Genomic DNA, 19892 nt, shown 5'->3' with positions numbered 1-19892 from the left:
GCGTTCGTTCTTAGAAGTTGTCCGGCATCTTGGCCTTGGCCCGGGCCGCTTCGCGGTTGATCAGACCTTTCTGCAGCAGTTTCTCCAGGCACTGATCCAGGGTCTGCATGCCAAGGGAGCCACCGGTCTGGATCGCCGAATACATCTGCGCCACTTTGTCTTCACGGATCAGGTTACGGATGGCCGGGGTTCCAATCATGATTTCGTGGGCTGCAATCCGGCCACCACCAACCTTCTTCATCAGGGTCTGGGAGACTACCGCCTGCAACGATTCGGACAACATGGAGCGAACCATGGACTTTTCTTCCGCGGGGAAAACGTCCACGACCCGGTCAATGGTTTTGGCCGCAGACGTGGTGTGCAGGGTGCCGAACACAAGGTGGCCGGTTTCCGCCGCTGTCAGCGCCAGCCGAATGGTTTCAAGGTCCCGAAGCTCACCAACCAGGATGATGTCCGGGTCTTCCCGCAGCGCTGAACGCAGGGCCTCATTAAAGCCCAGAGTGTCCCGGTGAACTTCCCGCTGGTTGACCAGACATTTTTTGGAGTCGTGCACGAATTCGATGGGGTCCTCAATGGTGAGGATATGCTCATAGCGGCTTTCATTGATGTAATCGAGCATCGCTGCCAGTGTGGTGGACTTACCAGAACCGGTCGGCCCGGTAACCAGCACCAAGCCCCGCGGCACGGAAGCCACATCCTTGAACACCTGCCCCATACCCAGGTCTTCCATGGTCAGCACCTTGGAAGGGATGGTCCGGAAAACCGCACCGGCACCCCGGTTCTGGTTGAACGCGTTAACCCGGAAGCGAGCGACCCCAGGCACTTCGAAGGAGAAATCCGTTTCCAGAAATTCCTCGAAATCCTTCCGCTGCTTGTCGTTCATGATGTCATAAATCAGTCCGTGGACTTCTTTATGTTCCATCGGCGGCAGATTGATTCGGCGGACATCGCCATCTACACGGATCATGGGGGGAAGGCCGGCGGAAAGGTGCAAGTCAGAGGCACCCTGTTTTGCCGAGAAGGCAAGCAGTTCAGTTATATCCATTGGAGTCCTCGGGAGGCTTTTCTTTTATCCTGGTGTCACCAGCATGTCCGCCGGCCTGCATCACGGGAATACCTTGTCACTTGGCATTTTCCGGGCCTGCGGGTAACGTGTTTACCACAACCTGAACCAGACGGTGCAGTCCAATGCCCAACAGATTGACACGCTTTGCGTTTTTGACACTATGAGCAGCATAGCAGACAACATTGAGAGCGTAACCCGACGCATACAAAAAGCAACAATCGACGCCGGCCGCGACGCCGGGTCGGTGAAACTGCTGGCGGTGAGTAAAACCCGGCCGGCGGATGACATCAGCACCGCCGCCCTGGCCGGCCAACTGGCCTTTGGCGAGAACTACCTGCAGGAAGCCCTCGACAAGATCGGCCAACTAACGGATATCCCAGAGCTGGAGTGGCATTTCATTGGCCCTATTCAGTCCAATAAGACCCGGGCGATTGCCGAACACTTTTCCTGGGTGCACAGCGTCGATCGCCTCAAAGTCGCCCAACGCCTGAATGACCAACGCCCCGACGGGCAGCCGCCACTCAACATTTGCCTGCAGGTGAATATCGACCAGGAGCCCAGCAAATCCGGCTGCCAGCCAGAGGAAGCCATTGCCCTGGCACTGGCCATCAGCGAACTGCCCAGCCTGCGCCTGCGGGGCCTGATGGCCATTCCTGACCCTCAGCAACCGGATGAGGAACGCCGACAAAGTTTCCGGCGGCTGGCCGACCTGCGCCACGCGATTAACCTACAGCTCCCCCCTGACCTTGCCCTCGACACCCTGTCCATGGGTATGTCCGATGACCTGGAAGCTGCCATTGCCGAAGGGGCCACCTGGGTGCGAGTCGGCACGGCGTTGTTTGGTGCCCGCGTCAAGACAGGCTGATCACCCGATATCCTGCTATCATCGGCAACAACTGACAGATTCGACCCTTATCCGGAGCACACCTTGAGCACCTCACCTACCATCTCCTTCATCGGCGCCGGCAATATGGCCAGCGCGATTATTGGCGGCATGCTTGCGTCGGGCTTTGATGCCGGACGTATTTGGGCGAGTGCGCCAGAGGACAGCCACCTGCAGGCTCTCCGCAAACAGTTCAACATCAGCGTAACAACCGACAACCGCTACTGCGCCCAGCAGGGCGATATCATCATCCTGGCGGTCAAGCCGCAGATCATGGCAACGGTGTGCCGGGATATTGCTCCGGTTGTCCAGAACACCCGTCCGTTGATGGTTTCCATTGCCGCTGGCCTCGAAGCCGGCACCCTTGATGAATGGCTGGGTGGTGGCCTCCCGCTGATTCGGGTCATGCCCAATACTCCATCCCTGGTGGGTAAAGGGGCCGCCGGACTTTACGCCAACGACGATGTCAGCGATGCCCAGAAAGAAACCGTGGCATCGATTTTCAGCAGCATCGGCTCCGCACTCTGGGTCGATGACGAGGCCAGCCTTCACGCAGTCACCGCACTGTCAGGAAGTGGCCCCGCCTATTTCTTCCTGATGCTGGAGGCACTGGAAAGCGCCGCCGCCAAAGCCGGAATGCCCGCAGAGACCGCCCGCGAGCTGGCCATCCAGACCATGGCCGGTGCCGCTGAAATGGCGGCCCGCAGTGAGCACGACCCCGCCCAGCTCAAGCGCAACGTCATGTCCCCGGGCGGCACCACCGAGCAGGCCATCAATACCTTTGAGTCCGGCGGTTTGCGGGAGCTGGTTGATCAAGCGCTGCAAGCGGCCTATCGTCGCTCGGAAGAGATGGCCAGAGAGCTGGCTGGCAAGGACTGACCACGCTCCGGGGTTGCATGGCAGCCCCGCGGCCTCATAACTCAGGTATCGCTATTTTTAACGGAGACACTGCTGCATGCTGGCGTACACCCTGATCACCGTTTTGCAAGTCGCCTCGACCTTTTACCTGACGGTCGTGTTACTGCGCTTCCTGCTGCAACTGGCGCGGGCAGACTTTTACAACCCCATCTCCCAGTTCGTGGTCAAGATCACCAATCCGCTCCTTCGCCCGCTACGCCGGCTGATTCCCGGCTGGGGTGGCATTGATGGCGCTTCTCTCGTCCTGGCGGTACTGATCCAGACCCTGACCTACATCCTCATCCTGATCACCCTCAACGGCGGACTGCCCAACGTTAACCCAGTCACCCTGCTGACCTGGTCGGCCCTGACAGTCCTCGGGCTGATCATCAAGATCTATTTCTGGTCGGTGGTTGCCATCGTCGTCGTCAGCTGGATCGCACCCCAGAGCCACCACCCGGCCATCCAGCTGGTAGCCCAGATTACAGAACCAGTGATGCGACCAATCCGCAACCTGATACCGCCCATTGGCGGCCTGGATCTGTCTCCCATCGTGGTCTTCCTGCTCCTCAGCGTATTGACCGAGGTGGTGCAGCGCATGGCCCTGGCGGCAGGACTCGGCGGCATCGGCGTAGGCTTGTAAACCAGTTCTCAAAAGTACACCCGGTAACAAACCTAAACACGATGACACACTGATACAAACGAAAAGCAAGCCGTTGATTAATAAACTACAAATACAATAAACAAGGAATAGCATTGACCTCTCCCCGGTTTTTCCCACCCATAGCGCCAGGGAACCGGGGGGCACAAACTGGCCAATGCACGTAATATTTCCTTCACACTCGATTAATCTGCGAAGGTCCGTGTCATGAGCAATCTCGGCAGCTTGTCTCAGCAGGTAGAAGCCTACCACTCCTGGAAAAAGGAGCTGATCCGCCAGATCAGCCGTTATCGCCTGTGGCTTCAGGATAACGACCTGTTTTCCGATGACATCAGCAACCGCATTCGTCATGGCCTGGAACTGCTGATTGAAGATGAGCTCACCATTGCCTTTGTCGGCGAGTATTCCCGTGGCAAGACCGAACTGATCAACGCCCTGTTCTTCTCGGACTATGGCCAGCGCATGCTGCCGTCACAGGCTGGCCGAACCACCATGTGCCCGACCGAGCTTTTCTTTGATCGCGCCGAGAACAGAAACTATCTGATGCTGCTGCCTATCGAGACCCGCAGCGGCGACATCTCACTCCACCAGCTTCGCAAGCAACCCCAGCAATGGGTCCGTCATGAGCTCGACGAAAGCGACCCGGACGTCATGCGGGAAGTGCTGGCCGAGGTGGCCAAGGTCAAGAGCGTCAGCCCCAACGAAGCCCGCCAACTTGGGTTTGAGGAGCAGATGCTGGAACCCGATCGGAATAACCCCGGCCAGGTTCTGGTTCCGGCCTGGCGCAACGCCCAGATCAGCATTCGTCACCCGATGTTCGAGCGCGGTCTGCGTATTCTCGACACCCCGGGCCTGAATGCCCTGGGTTCCGAGCCCGAGCTGACCATCAGCATGTTGCCGAAGGCCCATGCGGTCATTTTCCTGCTCAGCGCAGACTCCGGCGTTACCGCCAGCGACATGACGATCTGGAAAGAGCACATCGACACCGAGCACTCCGATCACCGTGCCGGCCGGTTTGCCGTCCTTAACAAGATTGATGTGCTCTGGGACGACCTCCAGGGTGAAGCTCAGACTCAGGATTCCATTGACCGCATCCGCCAATACACCGCGGATCACCTGAACATCCGTCAGTCCGACGTGATTCCGGTCTCGGCCAAACAGGGTTTGTTGGCCCAGGTGCGCGACGATCGTGCCCTCTACGAGCGCAGCAACCTTCCCAACCTTGAGCGGCTGATCATCGACCGCATCCTCATCCACAAAGAGCAGCTGATCACCCAGAACCTGATCAACGACCTGCTCGGCATGCTGCAGAACAGCCAGGCAGCCATGCAGCACCGCCTGCAGGTGCTGGAAGAGGAGCTGAGCGTCTGTTCGGACACTCATATCGACAAAGACGCGTTGCGACGGCTCGCCGATCGTGCGCAACAGGATTACGATTTCTACTACAAGAAACTGATCACCCTCCGCTCCAGCCGCCGCCTGATGCAATCCCAAGGCGATGCGCTGAACCAGCTGGTGAGCGAAGCCCGCTTTGAACAGCATGTCGCCAAAACCCGCGAACAACTGACCAAGAGCTGGACAACCGCCGGTATGAGCCGGGGCATGGACCAGTTCTTCGAGTCGGTTGAAATCGACCTGAGCAACCTGCTCAGCGAGGGTCAGCTTGCAGAGAAAATGGTGGGCGCCATCTACCGGCGCTATAACGAAGACACCCGTGCCCGCCACCTGGAGCCGATTCCCCTGCGCGCAGGGCGCCATGTCATCGCCATCCGGGAGCTTCGCAAGAAAGCCAACCGGTTCCGCCTGAACCCCAAGAACCTGCTTACCGAGCAGAGCCTGTTGATCCGTCGCTTCTTCAACGTGATGGTCAGTGAGGCCCGCACCCTGCACGAGCGGGTACGTCAGGACGTCGAACGCTGGCCCGGAGAGGCGCTGCTGCCAATCATGCAGTACTCCATGGAGCAGAAGCAGTTGCTGGAGCACCAGATTCGCCGGCTCAAGGACATGGTCCGCACCGACCGCGACAGCAAGGCCGAGCGCACTCGTCTCGACGCCAGCATCGCCGATCTACGCAAACAGCTGGAGCTGGCTGAAACCATGCAAAAGCAGATTCGCAAACCAGCCCCGACACTGATCCAGCAGAAAGTGGTCAACATTTCAGGGATTGCCTGAGCCACCACAGCTTGCGGTTGCAGCCATGCAGGGCGGCCTTTAAACTGCATGGCTGGCTACCGTCCAACCGTCCTGCATGGTCCGGTCGCCAGACACCTTCTGCTAGGGGTCTCCAGATGCGCTCCTAGAGTTTTACGGACTGAACCAGGAAGCTATCGCGCCGATGCCCGATTCCCTGCCACCGGATTCTGTCGGGATCGTCACCCCGCAGACCCTGCACTTCGATACACCACTCACCCTGGCCTGCGGACAGACCCTGGACAGCTATGATCTGGTGATCGAAACCTATGGCACGCTGAATGCCGACGCCAGCAATGCCGTGCTGATCTGCCACGCACTCAGTGGACACCACCACGCGGCGGGCTACCACAGCATGGACGACCGCAAACCAGGCTGGTGGGACAGCTGCATCGGGCCCGGAAAGCCCATCGACACGCGGCGATTCTTCGTTGTCAGCCTCAATAACCTGGGCGGCTGCAACGGCAGCACCGGCCCCAACTCCACCAACCCGCACACGGGCAAGGCCTATGGTCCGGATTTTCCCGTTGTAACGGTACAGGACTGGGTCCATAGCCAGGCGCTGCTGGCAGACCGCCTGGGCATCCAGTGCTGGGCTGCCGTGGTTGGCGGCTCCCTCGGAGGCATGCAGGCCCTGCAATGGAGCCTGAGCTACCCCGACCGGCTTCGCCACGCGCTGATCATCGCCTCAACGCCACGCCTGACTGCGCAGAACATCGCCTTCAACGAAGTGGCCCGCAAGGCGATCACTGCGGACCCGGAATTCCATGGCGGGCGCTACTACGACGTAAACACCTTGCCCCGCCACGGCTTGATGCTGGCTCGCATGGTCGGCCACATCACTTACCTGTCTGATGCGTCGATGGGCGAAAAGTTTGGTCGCGAACTGCGGGACCAGGCCTACAAATTTGGCTACGACGCCGAGTTCCAGGTGGAAAGCTACCTGCGCTATCAGGGCGAGCGGTTTTCTGAATCGTTCGACGCCAATACTTACTTGCTGATGACCCGCGCCCTCGATTATTTCGATCCGGCCTATGACTTCGACAACAACCTGGCCGCCGCCATGGCCCAGGCACGTTGCGAGTTCCTGGTGCTGTCATTCAGCACCGACTGGCGATTCTCCCCTGCCCGTTCCGAAGAACTGGTCAAGGCCATGATTGCCGCCCGCCGCAAGGTCAGCTACGCCGAAATCGACGCACCCTGGGGACACGATGCCTTCCTGATCCCGACGCCACGGTACACCGACATTTTCAATGCCTATATGGGGCGGGTTGCAAGGGAGGTGGGTGCATGAGACCCGATCTGGAAATCATCGAGCAATGGATCAACCCCGGCAGCCATGTTCTCGACCTGGGCTGCGGTGACGGCACCCTGCTCGACCACCTGCAACGGGAGAAGCAGGCTAGCGGCTTTGGCCTGGAGATCAACCCTGACCACATCACCACCTGTATGGAGCGGGGCGTCGCGGTGATCGAGCAGAACCTGGACACCCAGGGGCTGCAGAACTTTGACGACCAGAGTTTTGATGTCGTGCTGATGACCCAGGCACTGCAGGCGGTTCGTCGACCGGACAAAGTGCTCGATGAGATGCTGCGCCTGGGCCGGGAAGGCATCGTTACATTTCCCAATTTCGCCTATTGGCGACTACGCTGGTATTTGATGCGCCGCGGCAGAATGCCGGAGTCGGAAACCCTGCCGTACCGGTGGTATAACACCCCCAACATCCACCTGTGCACCTTTAAGGATTTCGAGGCCCTTTGCCATCGGAAGAATTTCCAGATCAAAAACCGAACGGTGGTGGATGGCCAGCACCGGGACCGCTGGTTAAGCCGCCTTTGGCCCAATATGCTCGGGCAGATCGCGATTTATCGCATCACCCGGAAGGAGGACTGATCATGACTACGTTCCCACGCACTATTTTGAACCTGTTGATCCTGTTCTGGCTGAGCCTGACAGCGACCCAGAGCCTCGCTGAGAGCGTCGACTTCGGGGAGTACGAAGTTCACTACAGCGTGTTTCCCAGCACCTTCCTGACCCCGGAGGTCGCTGCTGAGAACAACCTGAACCGCAGCAATGCCATCGGCATCCTCAACGTCAGCATCATGCGACAGAATGAGCTGGGCGGCCTTGAGACCGTGAGTGGCCAGGTCGAAGGCCAGGTACTTAACGACATCCAGCAAAGCCGTTTCCTGGCGTTCCGTCGTATACAAGAAGGCCAGGCCGTGTATTTTATCTCCGAGTTCCAGTACCGCTCCGGCGAGCTGCTGACGTTCAAGGTGACGGCCCGTCCTACCGGACACCCCAGCGATCTGCCGATTCGCTTTGCCCATACCCTGTATAACGAAGACTGAGTAGACCATGAGCACCACAGCGCAGCCGCTGGTTATCGCCAGTAACAATGCGGGTAAAATCGCCGAACTGACCGAACTGCTGGCACCGTTGGGGCTCAAGCCCACGGCCCAGCGGGAGCTTGGCGTCGATGAGACGGAAGAACCCGCCGTCACCTTTGTTGAAAACGCCATTCTCAAAGCCCGCCACGCTGCCCGGGCCACTGGTCTGCCAGCGCTGGCGGACGACTCCGGGCTGGCGGTGGACGCCCTCGGCGGTATGCCGGGCGTGCGTTCGGCCCGCTACGCAGGCCCCGATGCCAGCGACAGTGACAACATCCAGGCGCTGCTGGCGGCACTGGAAGGCACGCCTGACGAAGCTCGTACTGCTCAGTTCCATTGCGTCCTGGTGTACCTCCGCCACGCCGACGATCCAACCCCGATCATCTGCCATGGCCGCTGGTCCGGACGTATTCTGCCGGCCCCCAGGGGCGACGGGGGCTTCGGCTACGACCCTGTTTTCTGGGTGGACGAACTTCAGTGCAGCGCCGCCGAACTGTCACGCGCCGACAAAGGGCGCATCAGCCATCGGGGTCAGGCCCTGAAACTGCTGGTTGCCCAACTCGGCAGTAACGCTTCAGCCCCATGAACACGTCTTCCCCGGGGCTGTCACCAGAGCAGGTGCCGCTGAGTCTTTACCTGCACGTGCCCTGGTGCGTTCGCAAATGCCCCTACTGCGACTTCAATTCCCACGCGCTCAAGAACGACGCCCCGCCGGAGGAGCGTTACCTGGCCGCCATCCAGGAAGACCTAAAAGCAGACCTGGAACTGGCCGGAAACCGTGAGATCCAGACGGTGTTTATCGGCGGCGGCACGCCCTCGTTGATGTCGCCGGACTTCTACCATCGCCTGTTCACCACCCTCGCCGGGCACCTGACTTTCAGCCCCTCCGCCGAAATCACTCTGGAAGCCAACCCGGGCACCGTGGACCAGGCACGTTTTCAGGGCTTTCGGCAAGCCGGGATCAACCGCCTGTCCCTCGGCATCCAGAGCTTTAACCCAGCCCAGCTCAAGGCTCTGGGCCGCATTCACGACGACCGTGCCGCTCACACCGCCATAGAAGCCGCCCGAAAGGCAGGGTTCGATAACTTCAACCTGGACCTTATGCACGGCCTGCCGGGGCAAACCCCTGAGGAGGCCGTTGCTGACCTGGAAGCGGCCATGAGCTGGCAACCTCCCCACCTGTCCTGGTATCAGCTCACCCTGGAGCCAAACACCGAGTTCTACAGCCGTCCCCCGGACTTACCCGATGATGATCATTTGTGGCAAATCTACCTGGCCGGCGCGGACAGGCTTCGCCAAGAGGGCTTCAGCGACTACGAGGTTTCAGCCTGGAGCCTCCCCGGGCGGGCGTCGCGCCACAACCTGAATTACTGGACGTTCGGCGACTACCTGGCCCTCGGCGCTGGCGCCCACGGCAAACTGACCGGGGCCGACGGGAGCATTCGGCGGTACTGGAAAACCCGGCAACCCGAAGCCTACCTTGGCCGCATCGGCAGCCGAACTGCAGGCAGCGAGACCCTGGAGCCAGACGAACGGCCACTGGAGTTCATGATGAATGCCCTGCGCTTGCGGGAAGGGGTGGCGGAAGAACTGTTCAGTCAGCGTACAGGTTTACCGCTAGCGACGATTGCGGTATTACTGGGGCAGTTGCGAGAGGAGGGGCTGATTACCGCCGACCGCCTGCAAACCACAGAACTGGGGCAACGCTATCTGAACAGCCTGCTGGAGCGCTTTCTTTGAAACACGAACGCACACTGCCACCCCTGCCACGTCCATTGAAGCTGGGCGCGTTGGCAACGCTTGCCTTGTTCCTGGCACTGTTTGGCATTAATCAGGCGCTGACCACGGAGGCCGCCCCGAAGGGCATTGTCAGCCTGCAACTGGCGGCCGAAGCTGAGCGCACCCTGGCCATACTTGCCAGCTGGGGGGAAGATGGCCTGCTGTGGGCTCAGACCTCGATTTGGCTGGACTTCCTGTTTATCGTGACCTTTGTGGTGACGTTGTTGCTGCTAACCAACTTCCTGCTGGCCGACCGACCCGGCGTAAGGGAGCAAAAAATTGGGCTTTGGATTCGCGGGGCCTTCATTGGTGCGGGGCTCAGTGACATCAGTGAGAACGTGCTGCTATTGAACAACCTGACCGACCCGACCGATGCCATTAGTATCGGGGCCTCGGTCTGTGCGCTGGTGAAGTTTACCTGCCTGATTCTGGGTGCCGCCGGCCTGCTGGTCATCCGTGCGGAACGTCGGCACCCCCTTCACCCCTAACTACCTATACGGGGCCAGGCGCTGAACAACTGAAGCTCAGTCGACGCGCTTGAACAGCAGGTCCCAGACACCATGCCCAAGACGCTCACCGCGCTGTTCAAACTTGGTGATGGGCCGGTGCTCCGGACGCGGCGCGAACTCCGTGCCCGCTTGGGTATTGGCGAATCCTTCTGCCACCGCCATCACCTCCATCATGTGCTCGGCGTAGTTCTCCCAGTCTGTCGCCAGGTGGCAGATACCACCGACCCTGAGCTTACGCCGAATCCGCTGAATGAACTCAGGCTGGATCAGACGGCGTTTGTGATGGCGCTTCTTGTGCCAGGGGTCGGGGAAAAACACCATCACCCGATCCAGGCAGCCTTCCGGCAAGCACAAGTCGATGACATCGTTGGCATCAATGCTGTAAACCCGGATGTTCTCCAGCCCACGCTCTTCAACTTCTTTGAGCAAAGCGCCGACGCCCGGCAAATGCACTTCTACGCCGATAAAGTCCTGCTCTGGCGCTGCCGCGGCCATTTCCACCAGCGACCGCCCCATGCCAAACCCGATCTCCAGGTTCAACGGTGCCTCCCGACCGAACACCGCCGCAGGATCAATCATCCCCTGCTCGCGGGTCAGCCCGAATTTTGCCCAATTCCGGTCATAGGCATTTTTCTGACCCACCGTCATACGCCCCTGGCGCAAGACGAAACTGCGGATACCCCGCCGGGTAGTTACTGGGGATTGATCCGACGAGTCTTGCCGGTCTGTCATGTCGTAGTCCTCAACCACTGGAGTTCAAGTGCCGTTTATGTGTTCTGGCTGCGCAGTTTACCAGAGAACCGGACTCAGGCAGATGCCGAGGTTCGGGTGGCCGGCTGCCGGTCAAGCTTGCGATAGCCCAACGCTTCCACCAGGTGGCCCTGACGAAGCTCGCTGTCACCGGCAAGGTCGGCGATGGTCCGTCCGACCCGCAGGACCCGGTGCAGTGCGCGGGCCGACAACCCCAGTCGCTCAATCGCCTGGGTGACCAGGCGTTCACTGTCCGCATCCAGGGCGCAGGCCTCCTCCAGGGCTCGCCCGGAAAGCTGGGCATTGACCGAGCCCCGTGCGTCCTGGCGCTGGCGCGCCGCCTCGACCCGCTCGCGGACCAGAGCACTCGCCTCCCCGCTGCCACTCCGCGCCATAAACACCTCACCTTGTTGAACCGGCACCTCAACATGAAGGTCAAAACGATCGAGCAACGGGCCAGACAAGCGCGACTGGTAGCGTACAACCTGCTGGGGCGTGCACTGACACTCAATGGCCGGATGGCCACGGTAGCCGCAGGGACAGGGATTCATCGCGGCCACAACCTGGAAGCGAGCTGGAAACGTGACCTGGCGGGTGGCACGGGATATGACGATTTCGCCAGACTCCATGGGCTCCCGCAGCACCTCCAGCACCTTGCGGCTGAACTCCGGTAACTCATCAAGAAACAGCACCCCCTCATGGGCCAGGGAGATTTCCCCTGGCCGGGGGCTGCTGCCTCCCCCTACCAATGCCGCCGCAGAGGCCGTGTGATGTGGGGAGCGGAAAGGCGGCTGGCGCCAACCACCGGCGCGCACGGACAAGCCAGCGATGGAGTGGATGCTTGCCACCGCCAACGCGGCGGCATCCGAAAGCGGGGGCAACAGCCCAGGCAGGCGGCTTGCCAGCATGCTTTTGCCAGTTCCTGGAGGGCCAAACATCAGCAAATTATGGCTGCCGGCCGCCGCAATCTCCAACGCCCGCCTCGGCACATGCTGTCCGCGAACATCCGCCAGATCAGGCGCATCCACCGCCACACGATCCATCGGCATGGGCGCCACTGGGGGAAGTTGGTTCGTGCCCGCCAGATGCTCACAGGCCGTCAGCAGATGACCGGGGGCGAAAAGCCCCTCCGCGGCGGCCAGCGACGCTTCGTCCTGGTTTTCAGCGGGGATAAGAACCTGGCGGCCCGCCTCGCGCGCGGCCACAACGGCAGGCAACACCCCCTTCACTGGCCGCAGGGAGCCGTCCAGAGCCAGCTCACCAAGGCACTCCACATCTGTCAAAGCCTCTGCAGGCAACTGCCCGGAGGCGGCGAGAATACCGAGCGCGATGGGAAGGTCAAACCGGCCACCTTCCTTTGGCAGATCCGCGGGCGCCAGGTTGATGGTGATGCGTTTGGCGGGGAATTCAAATCCGGCATTGATCAGGGCACTGCGTACCCGGTCTTTACTCTCTTTTACCCCGGCTTCAGGAAGGCCAACAATCGAGAGTGCCGGCAAGCCGTTGGAGAGATGAACCTCAACGGTCACCAACGGAGCGGAAACGCCCAGGCGGGCGCGGGTTTGAACAGTAGCGAGCATGATGACCATCCTTGGTATCAAAACCAACAAGCCGGCATCCAGCGCCGGCCCATGACCCGCCCGATCCTTGGGCGGCTATACAATTCATTATCAGAACCAGGTCGTTGTCAGCACCAGGCGTTCATTCGCCCTTGGTCAGCGCCTTTTCCAGTTCCACCACTCGCGCTTCCAGTGCATCCACCTTTTCCCGGGTGCGCATCAGCACCGCCTGCTGGGCGTCGAACTCTTCCCGGGTCACCAGTTCCAGCTTAGCCAGCACTGACATGACGGTAGCCCGTGCGTGCCCTTCGAAATCATCCCGGGCAGCCCGTGCCATATCCGGTACAAACTGACCAATCTGACCTTGAATCTGGGCTAGAAAATCCTGTGGACCTTTCACGTGTCACCTCTTTATTGGGCTGAGTTGTGCCGGTTGGTGTGCCGGAGCCCTGGTGTTGGCATCGGGCGAGAGCGGCAATATTACGAAGGGGGGAGTGTAACACAATGGCGACCCTGCCATACTGTTGCCCGGACTTCGCCCAGGGCGCCAATTTGCCGCGGGCGGCGGCTGCACCACGATAGTTCACGATAAATCGTCGTGCGCTAAAATGGAGCGTCAGAAAGTCCCATTTTGGAACAGAACATCCGCAACCAACTGTTTTGAAATGTCTTTTTTGCGTTGGCACACACGATGCTAATAGCCTCGTACGCAATCCGCACAATTGGTGTGCGAGGTAGCAGCATCCCGAGTTCAACACCGACCAGTCAGGGTCCAGTTGTTGAAGCGGCATTACCAAGGAGAAACCCATGAAACTTGTGACAGCAATCATCAAGCCTTTCAAGCTGGATGATGTCCGTGAGGCACTATCCGAGATTGGCGTTCAAGGCGTAACCGTCACTGAAGTCAAAGGCTTCGGACGGCAAAAAGGCCATACCGAGCTGTATCGCGGCGCGGAGTATGTGGTCGACTTTCTGCCCAAAGTAAAAGTCGAAGTGGCCATTGGCGACAGTCTGCTGGACCAGGTCATCGAATCCATCACCAAGGCAGCCAACACCGGCAAGATCGGTGACGGCAAGATCTTCGTGACCGAACTCGAGCAGGCGATTCGTATCCGGACCGGCGAGACCGGAGAAGAAGCGGTCTGAACCGCTCCCCGGATTGATTTCCAGCCAACGCAAAAAATCTTAAATACCTGAAAAGCCTCGTGCGGAGGGCTTCATATGGAAAGCAATATCTTTCACCTGCAGTACGCTATAGATACCTTTTATTTTCTTGTCTGCGGTGCATTAGTCATGTGGATGGCGGCTGGCTTTGCCATGCTCGAATCCGGACTGGTACGCGCCAAGAACACCACCGAAATCCTGACCAAGAACGTCGCGCTGTTTGCGATTGCCTGCACCATGTACCTGGTGTGCGGATACGCCATCATGTACGGCGGCAATGTCTTCCTGTCCGGCATGGGCGAGGTTGATGTCGCAGGCGTTCTGAGTGAATTTCCTGGCCGTGAAGATGGCTTTGAAGGCGGCTCTATCTACTCGGGTGCGTCTGACTTCTTCTTCCAGGTTGTGTTTGTGGCAACCGCCATGTCCATCGTCTCCGGTGCCGTGGCAGAACGCATGAAGCTTTGGGCGTTCCTGCTGTTTGCCGTGGTCATGACCGGCGTTATCTACCCACTGGAAGGTTCCTGGACTTGGGGCAGCGCCTCTGTCTTCGGCATGTACACCCTCGGTGACCTCGGTTTCAGTGACTTTGCCGGCTCCGGTATTGTTCACATGGCCGGTGCCGCTGCGGCCCTCGCAGGTGTCCTGTTGCTGGGTGCCCGTAAAGGCAAGTACGGCCCGAATGGCGAAATCCGCGCCATCCCGGGTGCCAACCTGCCACTGGCCACTCTGGGCACCTTCATCCTGTGGATGGGCTGGTTCGGCTTCAACGGCGGTTCCGTGCTGAAACTGGGCGATATCGCCAGCGCTCACTCCGTCGCCATGGTCTTCCTGAACACCAACGCGGCGGCAGCCGGCGGCGCCATCGCGGCACTGATCACTGCCCGCATCATGTTCGGCAAAGCGGACCTGACCATGCTGCTGAACGGTGCCCTCGCTGGCCTGGTGGTCATCACCGCCGAGCCATCTACCCCGAGCGCCCTGGTTGCAACTCTGTTCGGCGCCCTGGGCGGTGTATTGGTTGTGCTGAGCATCGTGACCATGGACAAGCTGCGGATCGATGATCCGGTCGGTGCCATCTCGGTTCACGGTGTATGCGGTCTGCTGGGCCTGTTGCTGGTACCGGTCACCAATGGTGACTCCAGCTTCTCCGGCCAGATCATCGGGGCCATCACCATCTTCATCTGGGTCTTCGTGGCCAGCCTGGTAACCTGGGGCATTATCAAGGCCGTCATTGGTCTGCGCGTCAGCGAAGAAGATGAGTATGAAGGCGTCGACCTGTCCGAATGCGGCATGGAAGCCTACCCGGAGTTTGTCAGCAGCAAGTAAGACAAACCCAAAACAAAAAAAGCGCCCCTCCGGGCGCTTTTTTTCGTCTGCGGTCAGCGCTAAGCCACGCCGCGAAAAACCGTATCCTCGACATGCCGAAGGTAAAGCAGCAGGTCCATCGCCGCCTCATTCTGGGAATCAAACGGCCCCTCCGTTGTTCCTTCCCGGGTCTGGTAGAAGAATTGACCATTTACGCTCACAAACCGACTGCTCCGGAACCAGCTTTTTGGTTCCTCCCCTTGCCGCATGTCCATACTGCACCTCTCTCATACACCCAATGACTGGCCAACCAGCGCCTGTAGAAAGAGTCTAGGTAACAATTTGAAACATAGCAGGCAAACTCAGATACATTTCACTATGTTTCACAAAACTTACACCCGGGAGGAATAACAAACGCCTGTTTATTCCTGATCCCTAAAAAAGATGCAAAAAAAGCCCGCACCCAAGGGTGCGGGCTTTGATTCGGCTAACCGACGATCAGTCCTCCAGCGCATCCTTCATGAACTGGGGCTGCGCCAATGCGCCACGGTGAATGGCCTCATTGTAGTAGCGAGTCACAAACGGTCGCTCCGCCGCATCCTCTTCGCGGAAATAGTGCAGCGGATTACTCTTGCTGCCCATGGTGCAGCTCCACCACCCGGTGGGGTAAACCGGCTGCGGGAATGGCAACGTGACCACGTGGGCCAACCCGGCTTTTTTCATGTCCTGGTGGATGTCGCGAATGATAGTTTCGGCGTGCAGCAGGGGCGACTCGCTCTGCTGAACCACGATGCCGCCTTCCTTCAGCGCCAGCATGCAGTCACGGTAAAAGTCGAGAGCGAAAAGCCCTTCGGCAGGCCCCACCGGATCGGTGCTGTCGATGATAATCAGATCGACACTGTTAGGCTCAATGTCACGCATCCACTGGACGCCATCACCAAAGAAGAAGTTCGCCCGCGGGTCGCCGTTGGACTCGCACAGCTCCGGGAAGTACTTCTCGGACAACCGGGTCACCCGCTCATCGATCTCGACCTGCCAGGCTTCTTCAACACCCGGATGCTTGAGAACTTCCTTGAGGGTGCCGCAGTCGCCACCGCCAATGATCACCACCTTGCGCGGGTCCTTGTGGGTAAACAGCGCAGGATGCGTCATCATCTCGTGGTAGAGGAAATTGTCCCGGGTGGTCAGCATCACACAGCCATCCAGCACCATCAGGTTACCGAAGGTCTCAGTGTCGTAGATTTCCAGCTTCTGGAACTCGCTCTGTTCTTCATGCAGTTTGCTGCGCACCTTGAGGGAAAATGCCGTTCCCTCATTCTGAAACACTTCCGTAAACCAACCATCGTTCAGCGTGGTCATGCCAGTCTCCAATTCCCAGTGTACGCCCGCCAAACCGGGCCGATAGTTCGCTATTGTATGTGCCTGCCCCGCTTAGCTGAAGCGTTATGTCACCCGATTGACCATGAACTTTTCCGCCACCATCTTTTAGCCATCCCCGGGAAGCCATACAATGGCGCAATCACGCTGGCACCGGGCCAGCCGCTTTCCGATTTGGGTACCACGTACGATGACCGACGCTGCTTCCAGCAATGCCACATTGACCTACAACATCCCCCACTGGAGCGATGGCTATATTGCCGTCAATGGCCAGGGCAATGTCCAGATTCAACCCGACCGCGGTGTCAGTTCCGGCGCCATCGACCTGCCTCACCTGGCGTCTTCGCTGGCAGACCGAGGAGTCCAGCTACCCGTGCTGGTGCGTTTTACCGACATTCTGCATGATCGGGTCAACCGCCTTTGCAGCGCCTTTAACGACGTCGCCACCAAGCAGGGCTACCAGGGCCGTTACACCGCGGTTTACCCCATCAAAGTCAACCAGCAGCGGCGGGTGGTTGAGGAACTGATCCGAACAGAACCTGCCGCCAGCCAGCATCAGATTGGCCTCGAAGCCGGCAGCAAGCCGGAGCTGATGGCGGTGCTGGCGCTGTGCCAACCCGGCTCGGTGATCGTCTGCAACGGTTACAAGGATCGTGAGTACATCCGCCTCGCGCTGATCGGCCAGGCCGTGGGCCACCGGGTCTTCATTGTGGTGGAAAAAAAGTCGGAACTGCCGCTGATCCTGGAGGAGTCCCGCAACCTTAACGTCAAGCCGTTGATTGGTGTGCGTGCTCGCCTAGCCACCATCGGCAAAGGCAACTGGCAGAATACCGGTGGTGAGAAGTCAAAATTCGGTCTGTCCGCCAGCCAGGTGCTGGATCTGACCGACACCCTGGCCAAGGCCGGTGCCCTGGACTCGCTGCAACTGCTGCATTTCCACCTGGGTTCCCAGATCGCCAACATCCGCGACATTCAGACAGGCCTGCGGGAATGCGCCCGTTTCTACAGTGAGCTGCGTCAATTGGGCGCCCCGGTCTCCACTGTGGACATTGGCGGCGGCCTGGGTGTGGACTATGAAGGCACCCGTACCCGCAGTAGCTGTTCGATGAACTACAGTGTGGAAGAGTATGCCTATAACGTCATTCACACCCTGCAGGCAGAGTGCGATCGGGCCGGCATTCCCCACCCGGACCTGATCAGCGAATCCGGCCGGGCATTGACGGCCCACCATGCTGTGCTGATCACCAACGTCATCGACCGGGAACAACCCGAGTCCGGCGAAGTATCACAACCGGATGAGCAAGCCCCATCGCCGCTTCTCGACCTCTGGCGCGACCTCGAAAGCCTTGAGGACCCAACGTCGTCGCGCTCGCGGGTGGAGATTTTCCACGACGTGGTCCATGCCATTACCGATGTCCACGCCCAGTTTGCCCACGGTCTGGTCTCCCTGAAACACCGGGCCGATGCGGAGAAGCTCTACACGGCCTGCTGCCGTTTGCTGCAACAGCAGCTGAACAGCAACAACCGTGGCCACCGGGAAATCCAGGATGAGCTCAACGAGAAGCTGGCGGACAAACTGTTCGTCAATTTCTCGCTGTTCCAGTCACTGCCCGATGTCTGGGGTATCGACCAGATTTTCCCGGTACTGCCCCTCAGCGGCCTCGACCAGCCGCTGACCCGACGGGCCGTGATCCAGGACATCACGTGCGACTCCGATGGCCGTATCGACCTGTATGTGGATGGCCAGGGTGTGGAAAGCACCTTGCCCATTCCGGACTGGACCCGTGACGAGCCCCAGCTGATCGGATTCTTCATGACCGGCGCCTATCAGGAAATCCTCGGGGATATGCACAATCTGTTCGGCGACACCCACTCCGTCGATGTCCGCCGCTCCGGCGACGGCAGCTACGAGATCAGCGAAACCATCGAGGGGGACACCGTGGCCAAGGTACTTCGCTACGTTAATTTCGAGCCCAATGACCTGCTCCAGGCCTACCGCCACAAGTTTGCCCACAGCACACTGTCAGCAGACGCTCAGGAGGCGCTGCTGGCCGAACTGGAAAGCGGTCTTTACGGTTATACCTATTTCGAAGACTAAGACGGCCACAGGGCCGGCCGGTGAACGCCGTTACTCACTGCCGGCCTTGGCGGCCACACGATAGCTGGAAGGTGAAACCCCTTCCCACTTGCGGAAGGCACGCCCGAAGTTCGACGGGTCACTGTAGCCGAGGCGGTCGGCAATTTCGTCAATGCTTAGTGGCGAGGCTTGCAGCAACTGCGCGGCCTTGGCGTGGCGAACCTGGTCGAGGATGGCCTGAAATTTGGTGCCCTCGGCACTGAGCTGGCGGCGCAGTGTCCTGGACGATACCCCCAGGCTGTCGGCAATGGTTTCGAGGTCAGGCAACCGCCCCCAGCGCACCGACTCAAGCTGCCGCTGAACCCGGCTCGTGACGGTCAGGTTAGCCTCAAGGTGGCGCAACTCTTCTTCACACTGCTGCTCGGCAACTCGGCGCGCCACCGGGTTGGACAAGGCAATGGGCAAATCCAGATATTTTTTGCGGAACCGCAGCTGGTTGGTGCCGGAAGAAAAGCTGACCGACGCCCCAAACATGGACGCATAGGCTTTGTCGTGGCCGGGGTTGGGATAGTTGAGACGGCAGGAACCACCTTCCAGCAAGCGGGTGCCAAACAGCAGCAGGTTGACATCCATCAACGAGGCCAGCACCACCTCCACATTGAAAATGTAGAGGTCTTCCAGATTGTGCTGGACCGTCAACTGGATGACCGCATCGTCACCATCGACGAAGAAGTCCAGCTCCATATAGACAAAGCGCACACGAAAATACTTGATCAGCACCTTCAGCGCTTCTTCAATGGTGTCACTGCTGATGGCGGCCTGGGACAACGCACCATGGGTGGTGAATTTGAGCCTGCGACCGTACTCCAGCCCCAGGGCAGGGTCACCACTGTGGCCCAGTGCCGCACGATTCAGGGCCACAAACTGGCTGACCGTGATCAGGTTGTCGGGATGGCTCAGGACCGAAGGGCGGATATCCGCCTCTGCCAGCACGGCACGGCGAGACCCGCCTTTTTCCTCCACCAGCTGGCACAGGATATCGGCGTAGTGTGCCTTGATCACTGGCAAATCCACTGCAAATTCAGACGACACCATCAGCTACCCTGTCCCAAAATCACCAAACCAAGAGTAGCTGCCGAAGCGCCAGTGGGCAATTACCCCATTGCCACAGACGGGCGACATCGCAGTCAGTCCGGACCTGTCCGAAAATGACCGAAACCTGTCAGCTTCTGACCTTCCTAAGATTGACCGCTTCTCAGACAATGAAGCCGTTGATTAGTGTCTC

20 protein-coding genes are annotated in these 19892 nt (G+C 59.5%); 13 read left to right on the top strand and 7 right to left on the bottom strand.

Features of this window, described 5'->3' with window-relative positions:
• Window positions 1-10 precede the first annotated feature (10 nt).
• Window positions 11-1045: a type IV pilus twitching motility protein PilT gene (locus BMZ67_RS05155; RefSeq protein WP_092020795.1), complete on the bottom strand. Its 1035-nt coding sequence runs from the start codon at window positions 1043-1045 to the stop codon at window positions 11-13.
• Between the two features lie 181 nt (window positions 1046-1226).
• Here BMZ67_RS05155 and BMZ67_RS05150 point away from each other — a divergent pair, with 181 nt between their 5' ends.
• The 10 genes from BMZ67_RS05150 to BMZ67_RS05105 all read left to right on the top strand — a co-directional run bounded on the left by BMZ67_RS05150 (window position 1227) and on the right by BMZ67_RS05105 (window position 10354).
• Window positions 1227-1931 (top strand): YggS family pyridoxal phosphate-dependent enzyme, encoded by a 705-nt coding sequence (locus tag BMZ67_RS05150; protein WP_092020955.1) that lies wholly within the window; start codon window positions 1227-1229, stop codon window positions 1929-1931.
• 63 nt (window positions 1932-1994) lie between these two features.
• On the top strand, window positions 1995-2828 hold the full coding sequence (gene proC, locus BMZ67_RS05145; protein ID WP_092020794.1) for a pyrroline-5-carboxylate reductase: 834 nt from the start codon (window positions 1995-1997) through the stop codon (window positions 2826-2828).
• Between the two features lie 76 nt (window positions 2829-2904).
• On the top strand, window positions 2905-3489 hold the full coding sequence (locus tag BMZ67_RS05140; RefSeq protein WP_092020793.1) for a YggT family protein: 585 nt from the start codon (window positions 2905-2907) through the stop codon (window positions 3487-3489).
• A gap of 225 nt (window positions 3490-3714) precedes the next feature.
• Window positions 3715-5679 (top strand): dynamin family protein, encoded by a 1965-nt coding sequence (locus BMZ67_RS05135; RefSeq protein ID WP_092020792.1) that lies wholly within the window; start codon window positions 3715-3717, stop codon window positions 5677-5679.
• Between the two features lie 163 nt (window positions 5680-5842).
• Window positions 5843-6991 (top strand): homoserine O-succinyltransferase MetX, encoded by a 1149-nt coding sequence (gene metX / locus BMZ67_RS05130; protein WP_092020791.1) that lies wholly within the window; start codon window positions 5843-5845, stop codon window positions 6989-6991.
• On the top strand, window positions 6988-7590 hold the full coding sequence (metW, locus tag BMZ67_RS05125; RefSeq protein ID WP_092020790.1) for a methionine biosynthesis protein MetW: 603 nt from the start codon (window positions 6988-6990) through the stop codon (window positions 7588-7590). Before metX ends, metW begins: the two co-directional genes overlap by 4 nt.
• Window positions 7591-7592: 2 nt before the next feature.
• Complete coding sequence (locus tag BMZ67_RS05120) at window positions 7593-8048, top strand: DUF4426 domain-containing protein (RefSeq protein ID WP_092020789.1); 456 nt, start codon at window positions 7593-7595, stop codon at window positions 8046-8048.
• A 7-nt stretch (window positions 8049-8055) separates the two neighbouring features.
• Window positions 8056-8673, top strand: a complete 618-nt coding sequence (gene rdgB, locus BMZ67_RS05115; RefSeq protein WP_092020788.1) for an RdgB/HAM1 family non-canonical purine NTP pyrophosphatase — start codon at window positions 8056-8058, stop codon at window positions 8671-8673.
• Window positions 8670-9827, top strand: a complete 1158-nt coding sequence (gene hemW, locus BMZ67_RS05110; RefSeq protein WP_092020787.1) for a radical SAM family heme chaperone HemW — start codon at window positions 8670-8672, stop codon at window positions 9825-9827. Before rdgB ends, hemW begins: the two co-directional genes overlap by 4 nt.
• Window positions 9824-10354 (top strand): hypothetical protein, encoded by a 531-nt coding sequence (locus tag BMZ67_RS05105; protein ID WP_245749876.1) that lies wholly within the window; start codon window positions 9824-9826, stop codon window positions 10352-10354. The genes hemW and BMZ67_RS05105 overlap by 4 nt, the downstream gene beginning before the upstream one ends.
• 36 nt (window positions 10355-10390) lie before the next feature.
• Here BMZ67_RS05105 and trmB read toward each other — a convergent pair whose 3' ends face one another.
• The 3 genes from trmB to BMZ67_RS05090 form a co-directional block, all read right to left on the bottom strand.
• Window positions 10391-11107 (bottom strand): tRNA (guanosine(46)-N7)-methyltransferase TrmB, encoded by a 717-nt coding sequence (gene trmB / locus BMZ67_RS05100; RefSeq protein WP_092020953.1) that lies wholly within the window; start codon window positions 11105-11107, stop codon window positions 10391-10393.
• A gap of 74 nt (window positions 11108-11181) precedes the next feature.
• The gene (locus BMZ67_RS05095) at window positions 11182-12705 is read right to left on the bottom strand and encodes a YifB family Mg chelatase-like AAA ATPase (RefSeq protein WP_092020786.1); all 1524 of its coding nucleotides are present in this window, start codon (window positions 12703-12705) and stop codon (window positions 11182-11184) included.
• Window positions 12706-12826: 121 nt separating this feature from the next.
• The gene (locus BMZ67_RS05090) at window positions 12827-13084 is read right to left on the bottom strand and encodes an accessory factor UbiK family protein (protein ID WP_092020785.1); all 258 of its coding nucleotides are present in this window, start codon (window positions 13082-13084) and stop codon (window positions 12827-12829) included.
• 407 nt (window positions 13085-13491) lie between these two features.
• On the opposite strand from BMZ67_RS05090, the gene glnK reads away from it, so the two are divergent.
• On the top strand, window positions 13492-13830 hold the full coding sequence (glnK, locus tag BMZ67_RS05085) for a P-II family nitrogen regulator (RefSeq protein WP_092020784.1): 339 nt from the start codon (window positions 13492-13494) through the stop codon (window positions 13828-13830).
• A 75-nt stretch (window positions 13831-13905) separates the two neighbouring features.
• Window positions 13906-15174 carry an ammonium transporter gene (locus BMZ67_RS05080; RefSeq protein WP_092020783.1) on the top strand — a complete coding sequence of 423 codons (1269 nt, stop codon included), beginning with the start codon at window positions 13906-13908 and terminating at the stop codon, window positions 15172-15174.
• 59 nt (window positions 15175-15233) lie between these two features.
• Here BMZ67_RS05080 and BMZ67_RS18560 read toward each other — a convergent pair whose 3' ends face one another.
• Window positions 15234-15422 (bottom strand): DUF6316 family protein, encoded by a 189-nt coding sequence (locus tag BMZ67_RS18560; RefSeq protein WP_281246586.1) that lies wholly within the window; start codon window positions 15420-15422, stop codon window positions 15234-15236.
• A gap of 229 nt (window positions 15423-15651) precedes the next feature.
• Window positions 15652-16512: a polyamine aminopropyltransferase gene (gene speE, locus BMZ67_RS05070; protein ID WP_092020781.1), complete on the bottom strand. Its 861-nt coding sequence runs from the start codon at window positions 16510-16512 to the stop codon at window positions 15652-15654.
• A gap of 208 nt (window positions 16513-16720) precedes the next feature.
• Here speE and speA point away from each other — a divergent pair, with 208 nt between their 5' ends.
• Entirely contained in the window at window positions 16721-18628 is a 1908-nt protein-coding gene (gene speA, locus BMZ67_RS05065) for a biosynthetic arginine decarboxylase (RefSeq protein WP_092020952.1), read from the top strand.
• A gap of 30 nt (window positions 18629-18658) precedes the next feature.
• On the opposite strand, the gene BMZ67_RS05060 is transcribed toward speA, so the two are convergent.
• Window positions 18659-19702, bottom strand: coding sequence for an AraC family transcriptional regulator (locus BMZ67_RS05060; protein WP_092020780.1), 1044 nt, complete (start codon window positions 19700-19702; stop codon window positions 18659-18661).
• Between the last annotated feature and the right edge of the window lie 190 nt (window positions 19703-19892).

It is taken from the genome of Marinobacter zhejiangensis, assembly GCF_900114775.1.
GTDB lineage: Bacteria > Pseudomonadota > Gammaproteobacteria > Pseudomonadales > Oleiphilaceae > Marinobacter > Marinobacter zhejiangensis.
The sequence above is the reverse complement of the archived record's forward strand: the minus strand, read 5'-3'. Positions and strand labels throughout refer to the sequence as shown.